Genomic DNA, 26,163 nt, shown 5'->3' with positions numbered 1-26,163 from the left:
GTAGAATTATGGAAACTAAAACACCAAAAAAAGAATCAAAAAGAGTAACGGCAAAATCATTAATAGAAAAAGGTAAAAAGCAAGGTTCATTAACACTTGCTGAAATAATGGAAGCTTTTTCAGAAACAGAATTAGATAAAGATCAAGTTGAAAATCTTTATACTACATTAGGAAACTTAGGGATAGAAGTAGTAGAAAATAAAGATGAAAAGGTTGAAATAGATTTTTCTGCAAACGACGATGATTTAGAATTAGAAAATATAGATTCAGGATCAGAAGAAGAGATGAATGAAGATGCTTCTATGATGGAAATAGAGCATATAGATTTATCATTACCAAAAGGAATAAGTATAGATGACCCTGTAAGAATGTATTTAAAAGAAATTGGTAAAATACCTTTATTAAAGCCACATGAAGAGGTAGAGCTTGCTAAAAGAATGCATGAAGGCGATGAACTAGCTAAGCAAAGATTAGTTGAAGCAAACTTAAGACTTGTTGTAAGTATAGCTAAGAGATATGTTGGAAGAGGAATGCTTTTCTTAGATTTAATCCAAGAAGGAAATTTAGGGCTAATTAAAGCCGTTGAGAAGTTTGACTATGTTAAAGGATTCAAGTTTAGTACTTATGCTACATGGTGGATAAGACAAGCTATAACTCGTGCTATAGCTGACCAAGCCAGAACTATAAGAATACCTGTTCACATGGTTGAAACAATAAATAAGTTAATAAGAGTATCAAGACAATTACTTCAAGAATTAGGAAGAGATCCAAAGCCTGAAGAAATAGCTAAAGAAATGGATATGACTGAAGAAAAAGTTAGAGAGATAATGAAGATTGCTCAAGATCCAGTATCTTTAGAGACTCCAATAGGTGAGGAAGAAGATAGTCATTTAGGAGATTTTATACCAGATGACGATGCTCCAGCACCAGCAGAAGCTGCTGCATATTCGTTATTAAAAGAGCAAATAGAAGAAGTACTTGGTTCATTAAATGAAAGAGAACAAAAAGTATTAAAGCTAAGATTTGGTCTTGAAGATGGAAGAGCTAGAACTCTTGAAGAAGTTGGTAAAGAGTTTGATGTTACAAGAGAAAGAATAAGACAAATAGAAGCTAAGGCTTTAAGAAAACTAAGACATCCAAGCAGATCTAAGAAGCTTAGAGATTATTTAGATTAAAGTTTATATATAAAAAATTCGCCTTAAGTTTTAAGGCGAATTTTTAAGTTATAGATATTTTAAAATAAAAGATTAATAAATGATATAATATTACTAATGCCAATAATTAATTCTCTTTCCATAATTTATTTCCTTTTCTAATTCTTCCTTGGGTTTGTTTTCAATATTACTTTGAGCTTCTTGAATTAGCTTTTGCTCAGTCTCACTTGCCCACAAAGTAGTATTAGCACCCCATTTATAGGTTGGTTTATAATTGGATTTAAATTTGTTTGTTCTAGGCAAATTAAACACCTCCTATTAAATATTATTAGTGTTTTTAGTAATAATATTAGGATAAATAATAAAGAGAATTTATAAAAATGAAAGGATGACAGACTTTGAAATTAACAGATAGATTATTAAAAATAGCATCTATAGTAACAGAAGGTAAAAAAGTAGCAGATATAGGAACGGATCATGGATATATACCTGTTTATTTACTAAACAAAGGAAAAGTACCTTTTGCAATACTTGCAGATGTTAATAAAGGGCCTTTAGAAAATGCAAGAAAAGAAGTTAGAAGAAATGGGTTATTAGAAAAAGTTGACTTAAGATTAGGTTCAGGTATAGAAGTACTTGAAAAAGGAGAAGTTGATGAAGTAATAATAGCAGGTATGGGAGGAATATTAATAAGTGAATTATTAGAAGCTAAAGCAGAAGTTGCTCACTCTTTAGATAAATTAATACTTCAACCTATGCAAGCCCAAAGTGAATTAAGACGTTTTTTACTAAATAATGGTTATGAAATATTAGATGAAGTCTTAGTTAAAGAAGATTTTAGAATATATGAAATTTTAAGTGTAGTATACACTGGTAAAAACACTGATGTAGAAGATGAGATATTCTATGAAGTAGGGAAAAAACTAATAGAAAATAAAGATGAGCTACTTAAAGAATTTATTGATAAAAAAATATTTGCTTACAACTCTATATTACAAAAAATAGAAGGAAAAACTGGTGAAGCAATAGATAAGAAAAGAGAAGACAGTTTAAAAGCTATTGAAAAGTTAAATAAATTAATATAAATCATTAAGGGGATGATAATATGAAATTAAAAAGCCTTATAAAAAAAATAGAAAGTAAATATCCATTAAGTTTAGCTTATGATTGGGATAATGTGGGACTATTAGTAGGAGATTTTGATGCTAATATTAAAAAAGTTCTTGTTACTCTTGAAGCAAATGAAAAAGTTATTGATGAGGCAATAGAAAATAATATTGATTTAATAATAACTCATCATCCATTTATATTTTCAAAGATGAATAAAATAAATACTGGAGACTTTAAAGGTAGACTTATACATAAGCTTATAAAAAAAGATATAGCACTTTATTCAATGCATACAAACTTCGATATAGCATTTGATGGTCTAAATGATTACTTTATGGAAATAATGGGATTTGAAAATTCAAAGGTACTTGAGATAACTAAAAGTGACGTATTATATAAGATAGCTGTATTTGTTCCTGTAAGTCATGTAGATGTAGTTAGAAATGCTTTAGCAAATTCTGGGGCTGGACATATAGGTAATTATAGCAATTGTACTTTTAATAGTGAAGGTGTAGGCACTTTTAAGCCTCTAGAAGGTACTCAGCCGTTTGTTGGACAAGAAGGTAGAGTAGAATGTGTAAATGAGGTTAAAATTGAAACTATAGTACCTCAAAGGCTTCTAGGAGGAGTTATAAGTAATATGATTAATGCTCATCCTTATGAAGAAGTAGCTTATGATATATATAAGTTAGAAAATAAGGGTGAAGGAAGTGGCTTAGGAAGAATATCTAAGCTTAGAGAAAGTATTACCTTAGAAGAATTATGCAATAACATAAAGTCTAAGTTAAATATGGAAAATATAAGAGTTGTAGGGGACATAGAAACTAAGATAAATAAAGTTGCTTTAGTTACAGGTTCTGGTGCTGATATGGTTAAAAAAGCACAGAGACAAGGAGCTCAGGTACTTATTACAGGAGACGTAAAATATCATGATGCACAAGATGCACTAGATATGGGAATGTGCATAGTAGACTGTGGTCACTTTGAGACAGAAGACATATTTAAAGGTGTAATGAAGCGATTCTTAGACAATGTTGAAGAAGTAGAAGTTATAGAAAGTAGCATATATTTAAATCCATTTAAAATTATATAATAAAAATATATAAACTATAGTTATTCATAAAAGTTAAAATAGGGGGATAATTTATATGAAAATTGCTATTGTTTTTCACAGTTCTTGTGGAAGTACATACTTAGTTGCGAGAGAGTACAAAAAAGTTTTAGAAAATATGAATTTAGAAACTAAAATATTTAGGGTTGAAGATAATAAGGGACCATTACTACCTGAGTACTTAGTAAATGCAAAAGAATATATAAATGAGTTTGAGGAAATAGAGATTATTAATAATGGAGAAGAACTATTAGATTATGACGTTATATTTATGGGCTCTCCAACTTATTACGGTAATGTTTCAGGACAAATGAAAATGTTTATGGACAGCTTTACAAACGTATGGATAAATGCACCTTTTAAGGGTACTCACTTTAGTTCATTTACAACTACTGCATCAACATATGGTGGAGGAGAATTTACACTTCAAGCTATGAATATATTTGCTAAACATATGGGAATGACTGTACTATCAGTACCATGTAATATAGGTTGTGACCAACCTGCATATGGAATTATCCATGTTGGTGGTCCAGAGTCAAGTGTAAAGTTAAGCGATGACTTTAAGAATGGAATAAAAAATTATCTAAATAACTTAGATTTATTAAATAAATAGAAAAAAGCCTATAAGCTAATAACAGATTATAGGCTTTTTTACGTATAAATAAATCATGATGATTCATAATCTAAGTACAGATTATGTAGTAAAATAAATTTTATTAATTATTAGGATTGTTACTTTTACCAGTTAAATGATCGATTTCTATTTTTACAACATTAGTAGCCTTTGCTGCTTTTTCTATGTACACTTTACCACTTTCTAAAAACTGTGGTGAATATTTTTTTATTAATTCTAAAAGAGCAAATTTATTTTCTTCATCATCCACAATTGAGGCTTTACCAAATACAATAACGCTTGAATACATGGTACTAAATTTGTCTGGTAGTATAGTAATATCATCCATTATAGAGAAAGACACTTTATTGTTATAAGCTATATTATCTAGCTTATGGCCTTTAGTTGCACTATGGAAATAAATACAATCATTAACATAAACATAGTTAACAGTTACACCATATGGATATCCATTTTCTCCAACTGTTGAAAGTACACCTTCGTTGCATTTTTTTAATATTTCTATACTATCTTCTTTAGAAATTTCTCTACTTTTTTTTCTCATTTCTCTAAACATAAAACCTCCAATAGAATATTTATATATTTTATTTTTGTAAATTATTTTTCTTGAAATTAGGTATATAACTGGATTTAAATTAATTATATATTAATAATCCTTAAAAGAACAATTAATTATTTTAAGAAAAATATTCTAAGGGTGTAACAAAAATAGTATATAAACATATAAATAAACTAGTTGACAGTTTCAAAATAATGGTATAGTATCTTAAATAAGTTAATAAATCCTATGACAAGGGATAGTAGCTAAGTTTAGGTTCAATATAGAGAGCTGAGGATGGTGGAATCTTGGCAAGAAGAAATTTAGTGAATGGGCCTTAGAGGAGTAAATTGAAATCATATTTATGAGAGTAGACTTTACCGTGAGTCGCACGTTATAGCGAATAGGGTATGATAGTACCTGAAAATGAGAGATGTATGGCATAAGTGTATACTTATATTCACCATACATAATTTAGGTGGCAACGCGGATACACTCCGTCCTATTAATTTAGGGCGGAGTTTTTTTATGCAAGGAAAATAAACGAAAGTAGGTGATGATTATGGTATGAAAGTTAGAATTTAGAGACGATGAAGAAGGCCATTGGCAAAACAAATTTAAATTAAATTATATTAGGAGGAATTATCATGAAAACAAATACAAGAAAATTAGTTTTAAATTCAATACTTTTAGCAATGGGGTTATTATTGCACCAAATCACACCTGCATTAGGATTACCAATGCAACCTGATATGGCTTTAGCTATGTTATTTACAATAATGATATTAAACAAAGAGGATTATAAAACTTGCTTAATGGCAGGACTAATAACAGGAATATTCACAGCTTTAACTACAAAGTTCCCAGCAGGTCAAGTTCCAAATATTATAGATAAAGTAGTAACTGCAAATATAATGTATGCAATGATGTATGTAATGTATAGATTACCAATAATAAACAAACTACAAGAAAAGAAAAAAGACTTAGTAATAGCATCAGTTATATTCCCAGTTGGAACATTAGTAAGTGGAACAATATTTTTATTGAGTGCACAAATTTTAGTAGGATTACCTGGTAGTTTAAAAGCTTTATTTATGGTAGCAGTAGCACCAGCAATAGTTATAAACTTAGTAGCAGGAATGTTTTTATATAAAGTTGTAAATATGTCAATAAGCAGAGTAAGTTATCAAAGGGCAAAATAAATATAAAAAAATATAAATAAATAGTTGGAAAGTAGCTTAAACTATAAAAAGCTACTTTCTTAATATAAAAATATTAATAATTATAAATACTAATTAGAATAGAATAAGTAAGGTTAAATAGTTGATTAAGCTAATAGAATTTTATTTATAGATATGATCTTCAGGTTTATTGTAAGTAGCTTGAAAGGAGATATTTTATGGATAAGAAAAAGAAGATATTATTGCATGATGATATTGATAAAGTATTTAGAAAATATCTTATAAACAGTGTATTAGGTATGTTGGTAGTATCTTTTTACATATTAGTAGATACAATGTTTGTCGGACGAGGTATAGGGAGTGAAGGACTTGCAGCTCTTAATATATCAATACCAATTTTTAATGTTTTAAACTCACTAGGATTATTACTTGGAATGGGCGGAGCAACAGCTCTTAGTATAATGGTTGGTAAAAATGATATATATGAAGCGAAAAGAATATTTACACAAACAATTATATTAGCAGTAATAGTAGGGATTATAATTTCGATAATAGGTGTATTATACACAAAAGAAATAGGATACATGCTTGGGGCAACTGAAAAAAGTATAAACTTAGTTAGTGATTATTTAAGTGGAATGTTGTTCTTAAGCTTTAGTTTTATACTAGTTCATACAATAGCATCTTTTGTAAGAAATGATAATAGACCAAGGCTAGTAATGATAGCAACAGTATGTAGTGGAATACTAAATATATTTTTAGATTACTACTTTATTTTCAATTTAAAGCTTGGAATAAAGGGAGCAGCACTAGCTACAGCTATATCATCTGTAATAAATTTATTAATACTATGTACTCATTTTATGAGCAAAAAGTGTACTTTAAAATTTATTAAATTTAGACCTAGAATAAAAAGAATTATAAGAATATTTACCAATGGTATGCCGAGTTTTATAATTGAAATATCTTCTGGAATAGTAATATTTACATTCAACATAGCAATCCTAAAAATGATAGGAGAAATAGGTGTAAGTGCATACAGCATAATTGCTAATGTAGCCTTAATATGTGTATCAATATTCACAGGAGTAGGACAGGCAATACAACCAATAATAAGCATCAACTACGGAGCAGAACAATTTGATAGAGTAGATCACGTAAAAAGACAAGCACTAATATTTGCACTAATAACAGGCTGTGTATTCTATTTACTAGGATTAATGTTCCCAAGGCAAATAGTAAGTATATTTACGAGTGAAACAGGAGAACTACTAAAAATAACAGTAAACGGAATAAGATACTACTTCATAGCCTTTATAATAATGGGAATAAACATAGTAATGGGTTCATACTATCAATCAATAGAATACAGAGTAGCGTCAAATATAATATCATTAGGAAGAGGAATAATATTCTTAATAACAGGATTAATGATATTACCAAGAATACTAGGATTAAATGGAATATGGCTAACAGCAGTATTTGCTGAGCTAATAACATTAATATGTACAATAATATATATCAAATTCAAAAAAAGTAAAAACGACATAGTATTAGATGATTAATAACAACGGGTTAATTTTTAGGAGCAAACTTCAAAAGAAAATTAAAATACACACAGACTTAAACTTTGAATTTTAAATAGTTTAAGTCTTATTTTATTATTAAAAGAATCTTATAGAAAGTAGCATCCAAAGTAGTATACAATTGTTATATAATGTAAAACAGGCGAATAAATAATTAAGATTTAAAAGAGCGGGGGAATAGACGATGTTTGAATATAAATTTATAGAAGTAACATTAAGTCAAGGATTTCTAGCAAAAAAGGTAGCCATTTTGAAAAGTGTAAAGATATTATCAACGAAGAGGCAAAAAACGGATGGAGATTAAAACAAATACTTATGCCACCAGCAGATAGTAGCGGAGTTTACTTACCATGTTGCTATCAAATAATATTTGAAAAAGAAATAGATTAGCAAAAAATAAAAATAATACATATATAAAACACGCCTTCTTTATATTAAATAACAAGTAATTAAAAGTTGGCTGTATAAATGTATTAATAAGCTGTGAAAGCTAGCGAAAGGCAGGAAATATAAGTTCCACTGACATTTGCAGGCCTGTTTTTGCCTGCATGGAAGGGAAATTATATTTCCTGACCGAGCGGTGATTACACAGCTAAAGTTAATACAAATACAGCCATATATTTTTAATTAGTAGTGTTATTTAATAATTTCTTAACCTCATAGACTGCAGTCTCTATTAATCTATCAGCATCAGCCTCACTAATTTTACCACCAGTAAGTTCAACTAGCTTAGCAACAGCTAAAGCTTTTTTATCTACTCCTGCCATATCAGGATTAGTTTGCTCCAAAGCCATAACTACAGTTTTAGCAATTTGATAAAAAGCAGTAAGTTTATCTTGACCTATTTTATTACCTAAAAATCTTATTAAGTAAACTCCACCGCTACCAATAATTAAAGCGATTAAAGCAAGTAATAAATTCATTAAGTTAGCATCCATTAAAATGTCACCTCCAAATTTGAATTTAAATAACAAAAAAATGAAATTTTAAAATAGTATAATTATTATTCAAATAATTGAAATACTATAATATAGGATATGACATAAACAAAGGAGATGTGCTATGATAACTTATTTTCTAAAGAAAAAAATTGAGAAAGAAACAGAAGAACATGGAAAAAAAATGATGATATACGCAGGTATTGCACTAGCTGGTGTTGGAGCATATTGTGTATATAAAGCAGTAAAAAATTCTAGAATGAACTTCGAAGAAGAGGAAGAAAGATATTTATCTCATGAAGATTACGATGAAGATGAATATGCAGAATTATTTGATCAAGCGATTGAAGAAGTAGATAAAAAAGATGCAGAGAAAAAAGATATTGAAAAAAAGGTAGAGGAATTTAATTCAAGAAGAATAAGTTGTGAAAATTGTACTGATACTACACAAGAAGAGATGCAAGATTTTTTAGATAAGGCTAAAGATGGTAAAAAAGATGTTCAGGTAAATCCAGAGGATTATAAAGAAGAAGAGTATGATAAATATGAGTATTATGATGGTCATATAATAGAAAAATAGTAAATACAAAAGATAATACTATAAATTATTTATTAAATAAAATTACTAATAAGCAAATATATAAATAAAAAATATATTAATTATTAATAAAAGTATTATAAATAAAAACTGTATTATTTATAAATCAAATATTATAATATTTTTTAGTAAAAAGGACACTAGATTTCTAGTGTCCTGTTAAATTGCTATCATTAAATTTATGTCTAAACTTTTCTGAAACTCTATTTATAGGTCCTTTTAATAGCACATTTATACAAATTGATGTTATTAAAAATATTGATAATACAACTATGTCTCTAGATAAATTATTCATATAAACTCCAACTACGGCTTCGCGAAGTCCACTTATTGCATATGTGAAAGGTAAAAAAGGATTTACCATTCTAAAAAATGGTGGTGTAACTTCAATAGGAAAGGTTCCACCAGATGCTGCAACTTGAATAACTAATAAAACTACACCAATTGCCTTACCAACATTTCCAAATACAGATACCAATGAGTAAACAATAAATGTAAACACGCAGCTAGTGAAAACTGATAAAAGTACAAATAATGTAGGCTCTACAGTACTTACTCCAAGTACATATAAGTCACCTATACTACAAATAAGAGCTTGTATTATTGCCAAGGTTAAAAATGTAAGACCTCTTCCAAAGTAAACTTCATATGGTTTAAAAGGTCCATGAATCTCCGTTGTAAGTAAAGATAAAAGTAATAAAACACCAACCCATAAAGATAATACGGTATAAAAAGGTGTCATTGCAGAACCATAATTTGCAATAGGGTATAGCTTTTTTGTAACTAAATCAACTGGTTGTTTTAAAAATTCTGATTGAGATATTATATCATTTTTTAGTAAGGCTATAATTTCTTCTACTTCCTTGCTGTTATTTATTTTTGAAATTGCATCTACTAAATCATTTACCATAGATTTAGCTAAAGGTATTTTTTCTTTAATAAAATCTATGCTATCTTTTGCACCATTTGAAAAAGCAAGAGATGTACTTAGTATTTCTTCAACTTCTGGTAAATTAGCTGAGGCCTTGTCTAAAACATCTATAATATTGTTTGCAACTACAATACTTTCTTCAAAAATTTTGTTTATTGGACCGCTAATTTTTAAGTCAAAGTTATATAATAAATTACTAGCTATGATATTAATATCATTACTTAAAGTTAACATATTATTTAATTTATCTAATGATGGTTTTTGACCTGAGGCAATTTGATTTTTGACAGTTTCTAAATCAGTAATTGCAGTATTTAGTTTAGAATTTATGCTATCTAACTGAGCAATTACATCTTTAAGAGGATTACCTGGTGCAAACTTATCTAATTTCTTTAAAAAGCTACTTAAGGTATTAGAAGTATTTGATAAGTTTAATAGTTTGCTACTAAGACTATCTATAATTTCAGGTGCATTATCATAGCCCTTGTTTACTATATCAATAATATTTTGTATAGTGTCTGATGCAGAAGCTGATAAGTCAGATACAATTCCTAAATCAGTTTTTATAGTTGGTGATATCTGGTTAATGCTTCCTTTAGTATCTTCTATAAAAGTTTTCATATCATTTGATAAGTTTTTAGAGTTATTTATTGTTTCTTTTATTAAAGGCATATCACCTTGAAGCTCTTTTACAATATTACCAATTTTTGAAGTAGCATCATAAGCTAAATTAATAGTATTTTCTATATTTGAAAACTTATTTTGAACTTCAACTAAAGAGCTTTCTACTTGAGTTAGTTTAGGTAATTCTTTTTCTAACTGTATACCAACCTCATTAAATATTTCAAAAATTGTCTCACTTACTGTTTTTACTACAGTTTGATTAACTTCTAATTGTATCGTGGATGCTCCCTTATCAGTAATTTTAGGAGCTATGGCATTGATTTTTTCATTAACAGTATAAGTAATAATTCCTTTTTTAACTTCTGAGCTTAAAAGTGAAGTTAAGTCTTTAGAGAAGTTTTCTGGTATTTCTAAAGATGCATAATAAGTGCCAATTTCAACACCATTTAGTGCTGTTTTTTCATCTACAAACTTCCAACCCAAATTTTTATTATCTTTCAATTTGTTTATTAACTCATTCCCTATATTTACTTCCTTATCAAATACATTGCTACCTAAGTCTTTATTGACTACGGCAACAGATATGTTACCTGTACTACCATAGGGGTCCCAAGAGGCTTTAATATTAAACCAAGCATATAAAGAGGGAAGTACGCAAAGACCTATTATAACTATTAATAATGCATAATTTTTTATAATACCATTTATGTCATCCTTGTATATTTTAAATATGTTTTTCAAATAATACACCTCCGTCAATTTATATTTTGTGCAAAAACTAATAATTTACATATATAATTTATAAAGCTTTAGATTTTGAAAAATAAGGAGTAAGATATTATTAGATAGCTTTAACGATCTAGGAAATAAGATTTTTTTCTGATGAATAGGATTATAAGAATAAAATTAGAATAAAATATATATAGAATTACATAAAGTACATATATAAAATTACACAAAACATAGATCCAAAATTAAACGAAGTATAGATAGAATAACTCAAGACACAGATATATAAAGTAAATAAAGTATAGAGATAGAAGAAAATAAAATTAAAGATTAAATGTCATAAGTAGGGAGGGGCTATGAGATATTTTAATAAGTATATAAAAAAATACATTTGGTTATTTCTTTTAGCAGTGTTTTTATTAACTATTGAAGCAATTTGTGATCTTGCTCAACCAACAATTATGGCCCAAATTATTGATGTTGGAATTTACAACAAAGATATTAATTATATTTTATCTACTGGAGCAATAATGATAGGTATAACTTTACTTGGAGCAGTATTTGCAGTACTTAGAAATATTGTATCCACAAATGTATCTCAAAGATTTGCAACAGAGCTTAGAAGTGATATTTTTGTTAAGATAAACCAATTTTCTTTAAGAACTATAGATAAATTTAGTAGAGCGTCATTAATAACTCGTACAACAAATGACGTAACTCAAATACAACATTTTGTACATGGAATGATGAGAGTATTTATCAAATCTCCTATTTTGTGTGTAGGTAGTTTTATTATTGCAATGAAGCTAAACTTTAAGTTGTCATTAATAATATTAGTAGCAATAATTTTCATATTTATAGTTATATTTTCAAATATGAAAATAGGAAATTTATTTTTTAAGAGAGTACAAAAAAGTACAGATAAAGTTAATGGACAGCTTAGACAGTATTTAAGTGGAGTAAAGATAGTTAAGTTATTTAAAAGAGAAGATTATGAAATAAATAAGTTTGAAAAATATAATGAAGAACTATATACAAACAGTACAAAAGCAATTATAAGAGTGGCATTATTTAGACCTACAATAGAATTTATATTAAATATTGCTACAATAGTAATTCTATTAATAGGAGCTAGATTTGTTAATTTAGGGACTCTAAAAGTAGGTGTAATAGTAGCATATATAAACTATATGGCTAGAATACTAACATCTTTAGTTATGATTGCAAATTTACTAAACGTTTTTGTAAGAGCAAGAGCTTCTTATGAAAGAATATTAGAGGTACTTGATAATAATGAGGATACAGATACAGGTGATAAAAAGGAAGACTTTGTTGATGGAGATATTGAGTTTAAGGATGTATGCTTTTCTTATATAGAGGATCATATGGTACTTAAAAATCTTTCTTTTAATATAAAAGAAGGTGAAAAAATCGGAATTATTGGGGAAACAGGCTCTGGCAAAACTGCATTAATTAATTTGATAGCTAAATTATATAAGGTTGATTCTGGAAATATAAGTATAGGTAAAAATAATATTAATGATATTAATGAGCAAAGATTAAGAGATAACATAGGTTTAGTTTTTCAAAGGCCTAGTTTGTTTGGAAAAAGTATAATAGAAAATATAAATCTGGGAAATGAAAATATTAGTATAGAAGACGTGGTAGAGGCTTGTAAAATAGCAGATGCACATGATTTTATTAGTAACTTAGAAAATAACTATAATGAAATAATTTCTCAAGGTGGGAAAAGTCTTTCAGGAGGTCAAAGACAAAGATTAACAATCGCTAGGGCGTTAGTTAAAAAGCCAAAAATATTAATATTAGATGACTGTTATAGCAAAGTGGATATAAGTACAGAAAATAAATTAAAGAAAAATATAAATGAATATATTAAAAATAATAAATCTATTATTATTACAATTTCACAAAAAGTTAGTTCAATAGTAGATTGTGACAGAATAATGGTATTAGATGAAGGAAGTATAGTTGGTTTTGATACTCATGATAACTTATTAAATAATTCTCCTAAATATAAAGAGATTTATGAACTTCAACTTATAGGGAAGGAGGAGATTAAATGAGTGTAAGAGTAGGTGGAAAAAATGAAACTAGATTTAAGAGAAAAGTAAGACCAAGGGATTTTAAAAATACATCTAAGAGAGTACTTTCATTTTTTAAAGATGAGAAAAAACTGGTATTATTAATAGGATTATTAGTTATTATACAGTCCTTAATTGGAATAGGAATTCCCTATTATATTGGAAAGATAATTGATATTATAGAAGAGAGTATGGCTAATTCTATTTTTATGAAGGTAATAACAGTATTAGCATCCTTTTATTTTATTAACTTTGTAGTTGATGTTTTAAGTAGTATACTTACTGCTAAGATGTCTCAAAGAGTAGTTAAAAAGATAAGAAGCAATTTATTTATAAAACTTCAAAATCTACCAATATCATTTTACAATAAAACTTCAAGAGGAGACACTATGAGTAGGTTTACTAATGATGTTGATAATATTAGTAGTGGTATTTCTAGTGCCGTGGTGTCTTTAATTTCTGATATATTAAACATAGTTTTGACTTTTATAATGATGTTACTTTTAAGTGTAGAATTGACAATTTTAAGTTTATTATTAATTCCACTTGTAATGTTTTTGAGTAGATTTATTACTAAGAGAACTAGAATATTGTTTAAAGAACAACAAGTAGAATTAGGAAAGTTAAATGCTCAAGTTGAAGAAGTAATTTCAGATATTAATATAGTAAAAGGATTTAATTATGAAGAAAAAGCTATAAATGACTTTAAAGAAATTAACGATAGGCTTTTTGGTGCATCACTAAAGGCTCAAATATACACGGGTTTATTAATGCCTTTAATGAATGTTATTAGTAACTTTGGTTTTGCTATTGTTTGTATAGCAGGAGGAATTCTTGCTTCCAAAGATTATATTACTGTAGGAGTAATAGCAAGTTTTTTAAGCTATACAAAACAGTTTACTAGACCATTAAATGAAATAGCAAACCTATATAATACCTTCCAATCTGCTATGGCTGGATGTGAAAGAGTTTTTGAAATATTTGATGAAGAAGATGAAAAAAATATTGGTAAATTACATTTAGAAGAATGTTGTGATAGTAATATAGAATTTAAAGATGTTAGTTTTTCTTATGATAAGAAAAATAAAATATTAGATAATATTAACTTGTATATTAAAAAAGGAAGCTCTAATGCTATTATAGGAGAAACTGGAAGTGGAAAAACAACAATAATAAATCTAATTACCAATCTTTACAATATAGATGGTGGAGTTATTATTTTAGATAAGAATAATTTACAAGAATTTGACAAAGAAAGTTTAAGAGATTTTATTGGTGTAGTACCTCAAGAAGTTTATTTATTTAATGATACTATCATGGAAAATATTAGGTATGGAAACTTGGAAGCTAATGAAGAAGAAATTATTAATGCTAGTAAAATCGCTAATGCACATAAATTTATATCAAAATTAAAGAATGGATACAATACATTACTTTCAGAACAAGGTGATGGCTTAAGTGAAGGTCAAAAACAACTTATTAGTATTGCAAGAACAATTCTCAAAAATCCTAATATTTTAATATTGGATGAAGCTACGAGTAGTATAGATACTTCTACAGAAAGGAAGATACAAGAGACTATAAAAGTCATTATGGAAGATAGAACTAGTATTATAATTGCTCATAGACTAAGCACGATTTATCACTGTGATAATATTATAGTGTTAAAAGATGGTAAAATTGCTGAATGTGGTAATCATATGGAACTTATGGAGCAAAAAGGAATATATTATAATAACATCCTATTAACTAAGGGGGGGTAAAATGAAACAATCAAAGATATTGAAAGTTTTACTATTAGTATTAGTAGGAGTAGGTACTTGTGTCTCATTTTTATGTAGAGGCAAAATATTAAAGAAGGACGAATAACAAAAGATTTGTAATAAAACTTAACATAGGCAGTAAATAAATATTGGCTCTATGGAATTAAAAAAGTAGTGTAGGATAATACTGAGATTATTCTATGCAGCTTATAATTTCATAGAGCCTAACTATTTACTAGCTTTTTTCTTTTTAACTTGGCATATGTAATAACTCGTTTTGATTTAATAAAACATGATTATGATATAAACTTGCTATAATTAAAAAAAAAGTTAGAAAAAAGATTATAATAAATAGAATATTTCTATAGTTAAGCCTTAGTGTATTGATAATAACTATTTTACATATGGTTTTATATATAATAAAATTTAGTTGAATATACAAGAAAAGAGGCGAATTTTGGTGATTAAACTAGAAGAAATGGAACAGGTAAAAGATAAGAAAGTAGAAGAAGTAAGAGCAATAGCAGAGGGGTATTTCCAAAGAGGTGAATTTTTCTGTTCAGAGGCAGTAGTAAAGACTATAAATGATTTGCTTGGCAAACCTTTACCAGATGAGATTACAAAGTTAGCTTCAGGATTTCCAATAGGTATAGGAAAGTCTGGATGTCTTTGTGGAGCTGTAAGTGGTGGAGTTATGGCATTAGGTATGGTATATGGAAGAAACCATGGTGAAAGCATGCACGATGAAATGTTTATTCATGCAGCGGATTTACATGATCATATTAAGGGAATATACAAAAGTACTTGTTGCAGAGTAATGGTTAAAAACTTTGAATTTGGATCACCAGAAAGAAAAGCTCATTGTGTAAAAATAACTGGGGAAGTTTGTGCATACATAGCAGAAAAATTAATAGAAAATAATAAAATAGAGTTAAACGATTAGAGGTATAATAAATGAATTCATCAAATACAAATACTTCGAAAAATACTTTTGAGAATATGCCTATAGCGCTAGTTGCAATTTCACTAGGCTTTATGAGTATTTCAACTGCATTAGTTGATTTTGGAATTAGCTGGTTAAGACATATTGCTGTGTTATTTTCAATTGTATGTTTATTTTTAATACTAATAAAAGCAATAAAATATCCTAAAATAGTTAGGAATGAATTAAAACATCCATTATTAGGAAGTATATATCCTACTATATTTATGACATTAATGGTAATGGCTGTATATGTGGTTCAATTTAGTAAACCGGCAGCTCAGATGTTGTGGTTATTTGCAATAATTTCACATTTTTTAATTTCGATAGCATTTTTTATTGAAAGATTAAAAAATTTCAAGCTAGTTGACCTTATACCAAGCTGGTTTATACCTACAGTAGGAATGGGTGTTGCATCAGTTACAAGTAAACCAATGGGACTACCTCAAGTTGCAAATATGGTATTTTATTATTCATTAATACTATTTGTGGTGGTAGGATTATTAATGCTATATAGGTTATTTGCTCTCGAAAAATTAGAAGGACCAAAAAGACCTACTTTGATGATAATGGCTGCACCTGCAAGTATATGCTTAGCATCTTACATAGCAGTATCTGAATCTCCAAATAAAATATTAATATCAATACTAGCGGTAGTAGCTTATATATCAATTATTTGGACATATTTATTTTTACCAAGGTTAATAAAAGCAAAGGCATTACCAGCACTTGCTCCACTAACATTCCCATTGGCTATAGGGGTTATTGCATGTCAAAGATATGTTAAATACTTAGGCAAAATAGGATCACCTCTACAAGGGATGTTAAATAGTTTTGTTTATGTGCAAATAGTAATTGCATTAATTGTAATTTTATATGCAGTATATAAATCTATTACTTTTTTAATAGAAAGCTTTAGCAATAAGGAAGAATTAAAATTACAAAGTAACTAAGAGTGTAATTTAGTTAAAACCACTGTTTAAGTATGCAGTGGTTTTGTTCTAAAATATAAAATTATCTTTTAGATGGTTGTAAAAATTAATAAAAAGGTATTATAGAAAAAAACTATATTGGACATAGTTAGAATAGATACAAGCTATAATTAACTTTGTTAATATTATGATATAATTTAATTTGAATTTATAGTTAATACATTATAGGAGGACTTATGAAACTAAAAAAACTTATTGGACTTGGATTAATATCTGCATTAGTTTTAACAGGATGTTCGAATAACAAGAAAGAAGAAAGCAATAAAGAAGTAGAAGCAAAAAGTATTACAACAGAAGAGGTTGTATCAAATTTAGATAAAGAAGATTGGGTAATAGTAGATACAAGAAGTAATGATGCATTTAATGGATGGATAGAAGATGGAGTTAAAAGAGGTGGACATATAGATGGTGCTACTGATTTTTCTTCTGATTGGCTAGAAGTTAAAGCTGACAATAAAGATGAAACATTAGATAAAGCATTAGAAACTAAAGGTATTACTAAAGAAAAGAATGTAGTATTATATGATGCAAACGGGGAAGATGCAAAAGCTGTAGCATCATACTTAAGTGATAAAGGATTTGAAAATTTATATACATATGATGTTAATGATTATGCAAATGATGATTCATTAAAAATGGAAAGCTATGAAAATTATGATATAGTAGTTCCAGCATGGTGGATAAAAGATGTAATAGATAAAAACTCAACTAACTATAAAATATTTGAAGTTAGCTGGGGAGAAGAATCTGATGATTATAAAAAAGGACATATACCAGGTGCTGTTCATATGAATACAGATGATTTTGAAGAAGGACCTATTTGGAATAGAAAATCGGATAAAGAATTAGAAGCTTTTGCAACTAGCTATGGAATAACTTCAGATACTCAAGTAATATTATATGGAGCTGATCAAATGGCTGCATATAGAGCTGCTGCTATACTTAAATATATGGGTGTAGAAGATGTTAGAGTATTAAATGGTGGATATGCTAAGTGGGAAGAAGCTGGATTTGATGCTGAGAAAGATGTTAATAAAAAGGTAGCTGTAGATTCATTTGGTGTTACAGTACCAGCAAATAAAGATGTAATAATAGATATGGAAGAAGCTAAAAAGATGTTAGCGGATCCTGAAAAAAATACATTAGTTGATGTAAGAAGCTACGATGAATATATAGGAAAAACTCCAGGATATAGTGATATAACTGTTGCAGGTAGAATACCTGGTGATAAATGGGGTAAAGACATATTTGAATATAGAAACATAGACAATACTATGAAAAATAAAGAAGATATAATAAAGATGTGGGAAGAAGAAGGAATAACAACTGATAAAAATCTTGCATTCTTCTGTGGTACAGGATGGAGAGTTGCAGAAGTATTATGGTATACAGATGCAATGGGAATGAAAAACACTACTTTATTTGATGGTGGATGGTATGAATGGATAGCAGATACAGCAAATGAAATAGTAACTGGAGAGGCTAAATAATAGTGAAGATATTTAGAAAAATAGTTACAGGTTTAATATATTTTATAAACCTAGTTTTATTATTAGCACCATTTGTACTAGAGTATTTTGGAAACAAAAAAATGATGATGCATAGATTCTTGTTAAGTAAAAATGTTCAATTTGAAGCAATTTTTACTAATAATAACATGAATATTATAAGAATAATATTTGTAGCTTTTATAGCAATTGGTGTATTTGTATTTATTAAAAATAGAAATAACATTAAGCTTGCTAGTATATCAGTAATATTGTTCTCAATAATAGGTATAATATTGACATTTAAGGATTTTTCACTTAAAGCTTATTACTTTGTTTTACTTTCAATGATAATAAATAGTGGCTTAAGTATGATAAATCTAGGATTAAATGTATCTATAGGAAAAAAATAAAATAAATAATTGTGTAATTAAAGGGAATATATAGACTGATATTTAATTATACATATTGAGAAGTACTATTATTATTTAATAATAGTACTTTTTTTATATAATGAAATTTTGGTTAAATTAAGTGATTTACCAAAGTAGTATAGGTAAAGCGAATTTTTATAAAGGGGGATTTATGGAAGAGTGTAAAATAAACAAAAGATATATATACTTATCAATAATATGTAGTGTATTGCCTATAATACTATGTGTAATATTTGATATTTCACTAGTATATGCTTTTTTATTAGGTGTATTTTCTACATCAATAATATCTATTAAAAGTGGATATACAAAAACTGAGATAAAAAACATAATATTTAAAGGTCTAGCAGACTGTAAAAGCTTATATGTTGTAATTTTATTAATAGGTGCTACAGTATCTGTTTGGCTGTCTTCAGGGGTAGTTCCTTCCTTGATTTATTATGGATTAAACTACTTAAATGGAGTGAACTTCCTTTTTGCTTCTTTTTTATTAATATCATTAACTTCTATATTTATGGGAACAGCAGTAGGAACTATAAGTACTATTGGTTTAGCTATATTAGGATTAGGTAGGGGCTTTGGAATTCCAACACATGTTATTGTGGGGGTGATAGTCTCAGGGGCATTTTTAGCTGATAGAATATCACCGATCTCTGGTATATTAAATTTAACATTAAGCACTACAAATACAGATTATAAAGAATTTTTAAAGTCATCATGTTATACATTAATTCCTACAATTATTATAACAGCAGTGATTTATTTTATATTAGGAAATAAGTATGTGGTTGTAGAAGGAACGAAGGAATCAATAGAATTAATTAGTACCTTAGGTAGTGAGTTTTTCATTTCTCCATACTTACTTTTACTTCCTATAGCAATAATAATATTGTCTGTATTTGGTGTTAAGTCAACTCATTGTATGATAGCTGGAGTATTAGTTGGTGGATTTATTAGTATGTTAGTTCAAGATATAAAATTAATAGAATTATTGAAATATATATTATTTGGATTTAAAGCTAATACACCATCAAGTTTAGTAAATAACATTTTAGTATGTGGTGGGGTTTGGTCTATGGTTTCCGTTACTTTTACAGTTATTGGAGCTATAGCACTAGGAACACTTTTAGAAGGAACAGGAATAATAAGTTATTTAACTAAAGATATAATAAACAAAATAAATAATAGGAAGCAATTAATAATAAAGACGGGGCTTATAAGTGGATTTTTAACTATTTTAACCTGTGACCAAACTGTAGGAATAGTAATTCCATCTAAGTTATTAAAGTCAAAATACCATGAGCTAAATATAAATAAAAGTACATTAGCTAGATGTATATCTGATACAGGTACTATTATTGCACCAATACTTCCTTGGAATATTAATGCATTAATAATAGGGCTGGTGACAGGAGTTTCCTGTGTAGCTTATGCTCCATTTGCTGTGTTATGTTTCATTTCTCCAATAGTGTCTTTATCATCTTCCATGGTAAATAAAATTCAAAGTGAAGGTAGTAAAGAAATAATGGGAGATGTTGATTAAATAAAGTTAGCTTTAGTGATAGTGAAAAATGAATAGTATATGCCTTCAAAATTATGAATAGTTATTTAATAAATATAAATAAGGAGGGATATATATGGATAATGATATGAGGTATTTTATTGATAGCAACTCTACATACTATATGAACAAATATGAAGATATGAAAATGAAGGGTAAAAGAGCTAGTTGGAACTGGTCAGCCTTTATTTTTAGCGGGTATTGGGCTTTGTACAGAAAAATGTATGTAGCAGGACTTTTAATGATGGCAATTAATTATACAATCTCTTTTATACCTGTATTTGGAGATTTATTATCACTACTATTTTGGATATTGGTAGGTGCATATGGCAACAGATTATACTTAGAATATGTTGAAAATAATTTAGTTAATATTAGAAGCTTAGATAGTTATGAAAGGGAAAAGGCATTTAAAAGAAAAGGTGGTACTAATATAATAGTTCCAATAGTAGTAATAATATTATTAGGTACATTTTTATCAGCTTAAAAGTAAGAATTAATATTTATAAGGGGGATAATATGAATATTATAGATGGTATAAATTCAAGGCGAAGTGTTAGGAATTATTTAGATAAGGAAATATCAAGTGAAACTATTGAGAAATTAATATTATTATCAACAAAAGCGGCTACTGGATCTAATTTACAGCCATGGGGATTTGTAATTATTCAAGGAAAAGAAGAAATACAGAAAATGTCTGATGAAACAAAAACATATCTATTAGATAATATTGAGAAATATGATTTTTTGGAAAAATATATTAGCCTTCTTAAGGACCCTAATTTTAGTGTATTTAACAATGCAAATACATTAATACTTATATATGGAAATACACAATCTCACTGGTATGTTTATGATTGTACTTTAGCGGCTTCTAATATTATGTTGGCTGCTCATAGTATGGATATAGGAACTTGTTGGATTGGATTTGCACAAGATACACTTAATAGAAAAGAATTTAAAGAAAAATATAATGTTCCAGAGAACTATGAGTTAGTTTGTCCAATGTCAATTGGCTATATAAAATCTAAGCAAGGGTTACCTAATAGAAAACGACCTATTGTTTTTAATTCTTTATAAATAAACTGTTTAAGTCTTTTTTATTTTAAATTACATACAAATTTACATCATAAATAACATTGTTAATGAATTTATTAATAGTGTTATTTTGTTTTTGATTTAATTTATGTATGTTGGCTTTAACTCAATGAATGTTTAGAGAAACATCTTGAATATAATAATTAGTAAACCATTATTATATAATGTAGATTAAGGATAATTATGCTAGCATATAGCTAAACAGGAATTTACAATTTAGTTAGAGGAGAAAGATATTAAATATGAAAATGAAGATAGGTATTTTATGTGCAGGTGATAGTGAAGTAGCTCCATTTATACCCATGATAGATGATTGTGTACTAACGGAAAAAGCAATGTTGAAATTTTACGAAGGAAAAATTGAAGGAATAGATATTGTTGCTTTATTTAGTGGTGTATGCAAGGTTAATGCTGCTATTGCAACACAAATATTAATAGATACTTATGGATGTAATATTATAGTTAATGCGGGAGTAGCTGGAGGAATGGAGAATAGTCTTGAAATTTTTGATACAGTAATTTCTACTGAAGTAGCTTATCATGATGTTGATGAGGGTATTTTAACAGAATTCCATCCATGGCTGCACTCTATATATTTTAAGTCAGATGAAAAACTCATAACTATAGCACAAAAAAGTATTGCGAACTTTAAGAGTGAGTATAATATTGTATTTGGAAGAATGCTAACTGGTGAAGCATTTATAGAAGAGGAAAGACGAGAATTCATTAATAATAAGTATACTCCACTAACTATAGATATGGAAACTGCAAGTGTTGCCCATGTTTGCTATGTTAATAAGATTCCATTTATTGCAATAAGGACAATTACTGATACAGCGAGTAATTGTGGCATAGATGAATTTGAAAAAAACTGCGATAAAGCATCACAAATATCATCCAATTTAGTTAAATGTATATTAAGAGAATTATATTTAGTTAAAGTACTATAATTAAAATATAGAACAACTAATAAATTTAAAAACTTCTTAAGGTTTAATTTATTTAAATAATTGTGAGGCTTAAATTATAATTTCTAGAGTAGAATTGGTGAAGAATCTTAATATATTCTTAAACGAAAAATAGCAACTACTTTAGATGTAGAAACGCCTAAGATAGTTGCTATTTTAATTATTAATAATTATTTTAGAAAAATAAAGAGGATATAAAGTGAGTATGCTCATTAAAAATATTAAATCCAATTAATATTAATATTATACCTCCTATAATTTGAGCATAATTTTTAAATAATGAGCCTATCTTTTTACCTATTAACACACCAACTAAACATGTCAAAAAAGTAACTACTGCAATAGTTGAGCATATTGGAACTATAGCGATATTCAAAAAAGCAAAACTTACTCCAATTGCTAGTGCATCAATACTTGTAGCAACAGATAATATTAATAATTCCTTTGTATCTAGAGTTGGAGGACCTAGTTCATCATCATTATCTCTAGCATCCATTATCATTTTTATACCAATAAAGCTAAGCAAAAATAATGCTATCCAGTGATCTACTGATTTTATGTAAGATTCAAATCTAATACCTAAAGACCATCCTATTAAAGGCATAACTCCTTGAAATAACCCGAAGAAAAGAGCTATTTTAGAGGCTATTTTAATATCTATTTTTTTTAACGTAATTCCTTTAGTAACAGATACAGCAAATGCATCCATTGAAAGAGCAAAAGCTGTTAGAAATACACTTAAGGCTCCCATAAATTATCCTCCTTTGTAAGTAAATTAGCATAAACATATTGTGCAAATATAAAGTTTAAAATATACCCAAACTTTAGCATTATGTATAAATAAAATTGAGCAAAGGTATACTATAAATGTTATGTAAATAATACAAGCATTATGCTATAAATCATAAGAAACTTTAATTAAATAAAGTACATATTTTGAGGTAATAAGTAGGAGGAAAAAGATGAAAAAGTTTGTATGCTTAGTTTGTGGCTATATATATGAAGGTGAAAAACCGCCTAAAAAATGTCCTGTATGTGGTGTAGGAGCAGAAAAATTTGATGAATTAAAAGATAATGTATATTGGGCTGATGAACATAGAATCGGTATTTCTAAAGGTCTTGATGAGGAGATTATAGAGGGATTAAGAGCAAACTTTATTGGAGAGTGTACAGAGGTTGGTATGTACTTGGCAATGAGTCGCCAAGCTGATAGGGATGGCTATCCAGAGATTGCTGAGGCCTATCATAGAATAGCTTATGAAGAGGCAGAGCATGCTGCTAAATTTGCTGAAATGCTAGGAGAGGTAGTAGCAGATAATACTAGAGATAACTTAGAAGCAAGAGTTGAGGCTGAGTATGGTGCTACTGAAGGTAAATTAAAGCTGGCTAAGAAAGCTAAGGAGCTTGGGATAGATGCTATTCATGATACGGTGCATGAAATGTGCAAAGATGAAGCCCGTCACGGCAAATCATTCCTTGGATTGTTGACTAGATATTTTGGGAAATAGGTTGTGGGTACGACGGGGCGCTCCGGGGTGGATGTGTAAGTTCTGTGCCATGCAGACCAGGAGCGGGTCTGCAAATGGCCTTAGAACTTACACATTCATCCCTTCGCTTGGTCGCACACACAACTTCATTTCACATAAATATCTATTGAAATTGGGCGGTTGGCGGGAAAAGAAAAATATATGGGATTATCATGAAATATAGATAAAAAAATAAATATCTCTTCATTAATATGGTAATACTAGTAATATTGGAAAATTATTAATAATTGGAGGTACATATGTTTAATAAGAAAATTGCTGTTTTATTAACTAGTTTGGCTTTGGTTTGTACTTTAGGTGCGGGATGTTCTAAGGGTGGTACTGAAAGTAAAGGAGCTTCAGTTACTGTTTCTGGTTCTACTTCTGTTGGTCCTTTAATCGAAAAAGAAGCTGAGCAGTTTAAGGCTTCTAATGGTGATATAAGTGTACAAGTAAATCAGTTAGGTTCTTCTGCTGGGATTAAGGATGCTATAAATGGTACTGTACAGATTGGTATGTCTTCTCGTGATTTAAAGAAAGAAGAAAAAGATGCTGGTCTTAAGGAAGTAGAAATAGCTCATGATGGTATAGCAATAATAACTCACAAAGGAAATTCTGTTAAGTCACTTTCTATGGCTCAAATAAAAGATATATATACAGGTAAAATAACAAACTGGAAGGACGTTGGAGGTGCAGACGCTGCTATAGTTGTTGTATCAAGAGAAGATGGTTCTGGTACTCGTGATGCTTTCCAAGAAATAGTAGGATATAAATCAGAAGAACTTACTCCAAACGCACAAATTGGTGATGGATCAGGAAATATAAAAACTACTGTAGCAACAAATGAAAATGCTATAGGATTTATTTCTTTTGAGTATATAGATGATACTATAAAAGCTTTAGATGTTGATGCTGTAGCTCCAAATGCTAGCAATGTAAAAGATGGAAAATATAAAATATCTAGACCGTTCTTATTAGTTTATAAAGAAGATAAAGCAGATGAAAATTCTAAGAAGTTTATAGACTTTATATTAAGCGAAGAAGGTCAAAAGATAGTAGAAGAAAATGGATTAATAAAAATAAAATAATCTAATATATGAATTTAATTAGACTATAGATATAAATGATAATTTAATAAGAAATAAATTGTGTTAATATGGGGCTGTCATTAAATTTTATTTATGGTCAGCCTCTCCATATTTGGAGGCTAACATGGAAACTAAGGACAAGATAAACAACAATAATAATAAGAATAAATATTTTATAGATTCTTTAACTAAAAATATATTCCTAATTAGTGCTTTAATAGCTGTATTAAGCTTGTTGCTGATTATAGGATTTGTTTTTTATAAGGGATTAACTCCATTTGTCTTAAAGGGCTATTCTTTTATAGACTTTTTATTTGGTAAAGAGTGGGTGCCTAGTGCTGATAAATTTGGGATACTGCCTATGATATTATCATCACTACTTGCTACTTTTGGATCATTAATTATTGGTGTGCCAATAGGAATATTAACAGCTGTATTTATAGTTGAGATTGCACCAAAGAAAGTAGGGAAAATAATATCTCCTGCTGTTGAGTTATTAGCAGGCATACCGTCAGTTTTATATGGAGTATTTGGTCTTGCATTTATAGTTCCAAATATTCAAAAGATGTTTAATTTACCAAAGGGACAAAGCTTATTAGCAGTTATTATAGTTTTAGCAATAATGATGCTTCCGACAATAATAGCAGTATCAGAAACAGCCCTTAGAGCAGTACCTAAGGTATTTAAAGAAGGTTCTCTTGCACTTGGTGCATCAAGAACTGAGACTACTTTTAAGGTAGTACTTCCAGCAGCTAAGTCGGGTATATTAGCAGCTGTAGTATTAGGTGTAGGTAGAGCTATAGGAGAAACTATGGCAGTTATATTAGTTGCGGGTAACTCACCAGTAATACCAAAGTCAATAATGGATAGTGTAAGACTTTTAACAACGAATATAGCTCTTGAAATGGGTTATGCATTTGGTACTCATCAAGAAATGTTATTTGCCACAGGAGTAGTGCTATTTACATTTATTTTAATATTAAATTTCATATTAACAAAAATCTCAGGTAAGGCAGGAAGCTAAA

Annotated in this window: 26 protein-coding genes and 1 other annotated feature; of the genes, 21 read left to right on the top strand and 5 right to left on the bottom strand. The window is 28.4% G+C overall.

What is annotated here, in order from left to right; genetic code table 11:
- Nucleotides 1–8 precede the first annotated feature (8 nt).
- Nucleotides 9–1,175 (top strand): RNA polymerase sigma factor RpoD, encoded by a 1,167-nt coding sequence (gene rpoD, locus ACI48P_RS11615; protein ID WP_475215851.1) that lies wholly within the window; start codon nt 9–11, stop codon nt 1,173–1,175.
- Between the two features lie 93 nt (nt 1,176–1,268).
- On the opposite strand, the gene ACI48P_RS11610 is transcribed toward rpoD, so the two are convergent.
- Nucleotides 1,269–1,457: a hypothetical protein gene (locus ACI48P_RS11610; protein WP_475215849.1), complete on the bottom strand. Its 189-nt coding sequence runs from the start codon at nt 1,455–1,457 to the stop codon at nt 1,269–1,271.
- Between the two features lie 95 nt (nt 1,458–1,552).
- Here ACI48P_RS11610 and ACI48P_RS11605 point away from each other — a divergent pair, with 95 nt between their 5' ends.
- Genes ACI48P_RS11605 through ACI48P_RS11595 form a run of 3 tightly spaced genes read left to right on the top strand, consistent with a single transcriptional unit; the run spans nt 1,553 to nt 3,991 of the window.
- Entirely contained in the window at nt 1,553–2,239 is a 687-nt protein-coding gene (locus ACI48P_RS11605) for a tRNA (adenine(22)-N(1))-methyltransferase (protein ID WP_475215847.1), read from the top strand.
- Nucleotides 2,240–2,259: 20 nt separating this feature from the next.
- Nucleotides 2,260–3,357 (top strand): Nif3-like dinuclear metal center hexameric protein, encoded by a 1,098-nt coding sequence (locus ACI48P_RS11600; RefSeq protein WP_475215845.1) that lies wholly within the window; start codon nt 2,260–2,262, stop codon nt 3,355–3,357.
- A gap of 55 nt (nt 3,358–3,412) precedes the next feature.
- The gene (locus tag ACI48P_RS11595) at nt 3,413–3,991 is read left to right on the top strand and encodes a flavodoxin family protein (RefSeq protein ID WP_475215844.1); all 579 of its coding nucleotides are present in this window, start codon (nt 3,413–3,415) and stop codon (nt 3,989–3,991) included.
- A 103-nt stretch (nt 3,992–4,094) separates the two neighbouring features.
- Here ACI48P_RS11595 and ACI48P_RS11590 read toward each other — a convergent pair whose 3' ends face one another.
- Nucleotides 4,095–4,568, bottom strand: coding sequence for a pyridoxamine 5'-phosphate oxidase family protein (locus ACI48P_RS11590; protein ID WP_475215843.1), 474 nt, complete (start codon nt 4,566–4,568; stop codon nt 4,095–4,097).
- Nucleotides 4,569–4,790: 222 nt separating this feature from the next.
- Nucleotides 4,791–5,058 (top strand) — a binding site (T-box leader).
- Between the two features lie 139 nt (nt 5,059–5,197).
- Here ACI48P_RS11590 and ACI48P_RS11585 point away from each other — a divergent pair.
- From ACI48P_RS11585 to ACI48P_RS11575, 3 genes are all read left to right on the top strand, one after another.
- The gene (locus ACI48P_RS11585; RefSeq protein ID WP_475215841.1) at nt 5,198–5,752 is read left to right on the top strand and encodes a tryptophan transporter; all 555 of its coding nucleotides are present in this window, start codon (nt 5,198–5,200) and stop codon (nt 5,750–5,752) included.
- A gap of 197 nt (nt 5,753–5,949) precedes the next feature.
- Nucleotides 5,950–7,296, top strand: coding sequence for an MATE family efflux transporter (locus ACI48P_RS11580; protein ID WP_475215839.1), 1,347 nt, complete (start codon nt 5,950–5,952; stop codon nt 7,294–7,296).
- A gap of 288 nt (nt 7,297–7,584) precedes the next feature.
- Entirely contained in the window at nt 7,585–7,707 is a 123-nt protein-coding gene (locus ACI48P_RS11575) for a DUF4177 domain-containing protein (protein ID WP_475216536.1), read from the top strand.
- A 233-nt stretch (nt 7,708–7,940) separates the two neighbouring features.
- Here ACI48P_RS11575 and ACI48P_RS11570 read toward each other — a convergent pair whose 3' ends face one another.
- Nucleotides 7,941–8,255 (bottom strand): phage holin, LLH family, encoded by a 315-nt coding sequence (locus ACI48P_RS11570; protein WP_475215837.1) that lies wholly within the window; start codon nt 8,253–8,255, stop codon nt 7,941–7,943.
- Nucleotides 8,256–8,379: 124 nt separating this feature from the next.
- On the opposite strand from ACI48P_RS11570, the gene ACI48P_RS11565 reads away from it, so the two are divergent.
- Nucleotides 8,380–8,835 (top strand): hypothetical protein, encoded by a 456-nt coding sequence (locus ACI48P_RS11565; protein ID WP_475215835.1) that lies wholly within the window; start codon nt 8,380–8,382, stop codon nt 8,833–8,835.
- A 166-nt stretch (nt 8,836–9,001) separates the two neighbouring features.
- Here the strand turns inward: ACI48P_RS11565 and ACI48P_RS11560 are convergent, their stop codons facing one another.
- Nucleotides 9,002–11,158 (bottom strand): YhgE/Pip domain-containing protein, encoded by a 2,157-nt coding sequence (locus tag ACI48P_RS11560; RefSeq protein WP_475215833.1) that lies wholly within the window; start codon nt 11,156–11,158, stop codon nt 9,002–9,004.
- A gap of 335 nt (nt 11,159–11,493) precedes the next feature.
- Here ACI48P_RS11560 and ACI48P_RS11555 point away from each other — a divergent pair, with 335 nt between their 5' ends.
- The 10 genes from ACI48P_RS11555 to ACI48P_RS11510 all read left to right on the top strand — a co-directional run bounded on the left by ACI48P_RS11555 (nt 11,494) and on the right by ACI48P_RS11510 (nt 22,506).
- Nucleotides 11,494–13,221 carry an ABC transporter ATP-binding protein gene (locus ACI48P_RS11555; RefSeq protein WP_475215831.1) on the top strand — a complete coding sequence of 576 codons (1,728 nt, stop codon included), beginning with the start codon at nt 11,494–11,496 and terminating at the stop codon, nt 13,219–13,221.
- Complete coding sequence (locus tag ACI48P_RS11550) at nt 13,218–15,002, top strand: ABC transporter ATP-binding protein (RefSeq protein WP_475215830.1); 1,785 nt, start codon at nt 13,218–13,220, stop codon at nt 15,000–15,002. Before ACI48P_RS11555 ends, ACI48P_RS11550 begins: the two co-directional genes overlap by 4 nt.
- A 460-nt stretch (nt 15,003–15,462) precedes the next feature.
- Complete coding sequence (locus ACI48P_RS11545) at nt 15,463–15,945, top strand: C-GCAxxG-C-C family protein (protein ID WP_475216534.1); 483 nt, start codon at nt 15,463–15,465, stop codon at nt 15,943–15,945.
- A gap of 11 nt (nt 15,946–15,956) precedes the next feature.
- On the top strand, nt 15,957–16,937 hold the full coding sequence (locus ACI48P_RS11540; RefSeq protein WP_475215828.1) for a TDT family transporter: 981 nt from the start codon (nt 15,957–15,959) through the stop codon (nt 16,935–16,937).
- Nucleotides 16,938–17,152: 215 nt separating this feature from the next.
- Complete coding sequence (locus ACI48P_RS11535) at nt 17,153–18,466, top strand: rhodanese-like domain-containing protein (RefSeq protein ID WP_475215827.1); 1,314 nt, start codon at nt 17,153–17,155, stop codon at nt 18,464–18,466.
- Nucleotides 18,467–18,468: 2 nt separating this feature from the next.
- Nucleotides 18,469–18,876 carry a hypothetical protein gene (locus ACI48P_RS11530; protein WP_475215826.1) on the top strand — a complete coding sequence of 136 codons (408 nt, stop codon included), beginning with the start codon at nt 18,469–18,471 and terminating at the stop codon, nt 18,874–18,876.
- Between the two features lie 172 nt (nt 18,877–19,048).
- A complete protein-coding gene (locus ACI48P_RS11525; RefSeq protein ID WP_475215824.1) occupies nt 19,049–20,440 on the top strand; it encodes a Na+/H+ antiporter NhaC family protein in 1,392 nt (463 codons plus the stop codon).
- Between the two features lie 94 nt (nt 20,441–20,534).
- Nucleotides 20,535–20,945, top strand: a complete 411-nt coding sequence (locus ACI48P_RS11520; protein ID WP_475215822.1) for a DUF2628 domain-containing protein — start codon at nt 20,535–20,537, stop codon at nt 20,943–20,945.
- A gap of 32 nt (nt 20,946–20,977) precedes the next feature.
- Nucleotides 20,978–21,538, top strand: a complete 561-nt coding sequence (locus tag ACI48P_RS11515) for a nitroreductase (RefSeq protein WP_475215820.1) — start codon at nt 20,978–20,980, stop codon at nt 21,536–21,538.
- Between the two features lie 260 nt (nt 21,539–21,798).
- Complete coding sequence (locus ACI48P_RS11510) at nt 21,799–22,506, top strand: 5'-methylthioadenosine/adenosylhomocysteine nucleosidase (protein WP_475215818.1); 708 nt, start codon at nt 21,799–21,801, stop codon at nt 22,504–22,506.
- Nucleotides 22,507–22,699: 193 nt separating this feature from the next.
- Here the strand turns inward: ACI48P_RS11510 and ACI48P_RS11505 are convergent, their stop codons facing one another.
- A complete protein-coding gene (locus ACI48P_RS11505) occupies nt 22,700–23,275 on the bottom strand; it encodes a manganese efflux pump MntP (protein ID WP_475215816.1) in 576 nt (191 codons plus the stop codon).
- Between the two features lie 211 nt (nt 23,276–23,486).
- Here ACI48P_RS11505 and ACI48P_RS11500 point away from each other — a divergent pair, with 211 nt between their 5' ends.
- From ACI48P_RS11500 to pstC, 3 genes are all read left to right on the top strand, one after another.
- Nucleotides 23,487–24,032 (top strand): NADH peroxidase, encoded by a 546-nt coding sequence (locus tag ACI48P_RS11500; RefSeq protein ID WP_475215814.1) that lies wholly within the window; start codon nt 23,487–23,489, stop codon nt 24,030–24,032.
- Nucleotides 24,033–24,310: 278 nt separating this feature from the next.
- Nucleotides 24,311–25,138, top strand: a complete 828-nt coding sequence (locus ACI48P_RS11495) for a phosphate ABC transporter substrate-binding protein (RefSeq protein ID WP_475215812.1) — start codon at nt 24,311–24,313, stop codon at nt 25,136–25,138.
- Nucleotides 25,139–25,262: 124 nt separating this feature from the next.
- Nucleotides 25,263–26,162 carry a phosphate ABC transporter permease subunit PstC gene (gene pstC / locus ACI48P_RS11490; protein WP_475215811.1) on the top strand — a complete coding sequence of 300 codons (900 nt, stop codon included), beginning with the start codon at nt 25,263–25,265 and terminating at the stop codon, nt 26,160–26,162.
- The last annotated feature ends 1 nt before the right edge of the window (nt 26,163 follow it).

It is taken from the genome of Romboutsia sp. LXY-2 (assembly GCF_056171995.1).
Note: the sequence above shows the minus strand (reverse complement) of the source record. Positions and strands in the feature narration are given on the sequence as shown.

Excerpts from the sequence above, each read along its gene's own strand:
- rpoD (WP_475215851.1), top strand. The coding sequence starts at position 9 with ATGGAAACTAAAACACCAAAAAAAGAATCAAAAAGAGTAACGGCAAAA.
- ACI48P_RS11600 (WP_475215845.1), top strand. The coding sequence starts at position 2,260 with ATGAAATTAAAAAGCCTTATAAAAAAAATAGAAAGTAAATATCCATTA.
- ACI48P_RS11595 (WP_475215844.1), top strand. The coding sequence starts at position 3,413 with ATGAAAATTGCTATTGTTTTTCACAGTTCTTGTGGAAGTACATACTTA.
- ACI48P_RS11590 (WP_475215843.1), bottom strand. The coding sequence starts at position 4,568 with ATGTTTAGAGAAATGAGAAAAAAAAGTAGAGAAATTTCTAAAGAAGAT.
- ACI48P_RS11585 (WP_475215841.1), top strand. The coding sequence starts at position 5,198 with ATGAAAACAAATACAAGAAAATTAGTTTTAAATTCAATACTTTTAGCA.
- ACI48P_RS11580 (WP_475215839.1), top strand. The coding sequence starts at position 5,950 with ATGGATAAGAAAAAGAAGATATTATTGCATGATGATATTGATAAAGTA.
- ACI48P_RS11570 (WP_475215837.1), bottom strand. The coding sequence starts at position 8,255 with ATGGATGCTAACTTAATGAATTTATTACTTGCTTTAATCGCTTTAATT.
- ACI48P_RS11565 (WP_475215835.1), top strand. The coding sequence starts at position 8,380 with ATGATAACTTATTTTCTAAAGAAAAAAATTGAGAAAGAAACAGAAGAA.
- ACI48P_RS11555 (WP_475215831.1), top strand. The coding sequence starts at position 11,494 with ATGAGATATTTTAATAAGTATATAAAAAAATACATTTGGTTATTTCTT.
- ACI48P_RS11550 (WP_475215830.1), top strand. The coding sequence starts at position 13,218 with ATGAGTGTAAGAGTAGGTGGAAAAAATGAAACTAGATTTAAGAGAAAA.
- ACI48P_RS11540 (WP_475215828.1), top strand. The coding sequence starts at position 15,957 with ATGAATTCATCAAATACAAATACTTCGAAAAATACTTTTGAGAATATG.
- ACI48P_RS11535 (WP_475215827.1), top strand. The coding sequence starts at position 17,153 with ATGAAACTAAAAAAACTTATTGGACTTGGATTAATATCTGCATTAGTT.
- ACI48P_RS11525 (WP_475215824.1), top strand. The coding sequence starts at position 19,049 with ATGGAAGAGTGTAAAATAAACAAAAGATATATATACTTATCAATAATA.
- ACI48P_RS11520 (WP_475215822.1), top strand. The coding sequence starts at position 20,535 with ATGGATAATGATATGAGGTATTTTATTGATAGCAACTCTACATACTAT.
- ACI48P_RS11515 (WP_475215820.1), top strand. The coding sequence starts at position 20,978 with ATGAATATTATAGATGGTATAAATTCAAGGCGAAGTGTTAGGAATTAT.
- ACI48P_RS11510 (WP_475215818.1), top strand. The coding sequence starts at position 21,799 with ATGAAAATGAAGATAGGTATTTTATGTGCAGGTGATAGTGAAGTAGCT.
- ACI48P_RS11505 (WP_475215816.1), bottom strand. The coding sequence starts at position 23,275 with ATGGGAGCCTTAAGTGTATTTCTAACAGCTTTTGCTCTTTCAATGGAT.
- ACI48P_RS11500 (WP_475215814.1), top strand. The coding sequence starts at position 23,487 with ATGAAAAAGTTTGTATGCTTAGTTTGTGGCTATATATATGAAGGTGAA.
- ACI48P_RS11495 (WP_475215812.1), top strand. The coding sequence starts at position 24,311 with ATGTTTAATAAGAAAATTGCTGTTTTATTAACTAGTTTGGCTTTGGTT.
- pstC (WP_475215811.1), top strand. The coding sequence starts at position 25,263 with ATGGAAACTAAGGACAAGATAAACAACAATAATAATAAGAATAAATAT.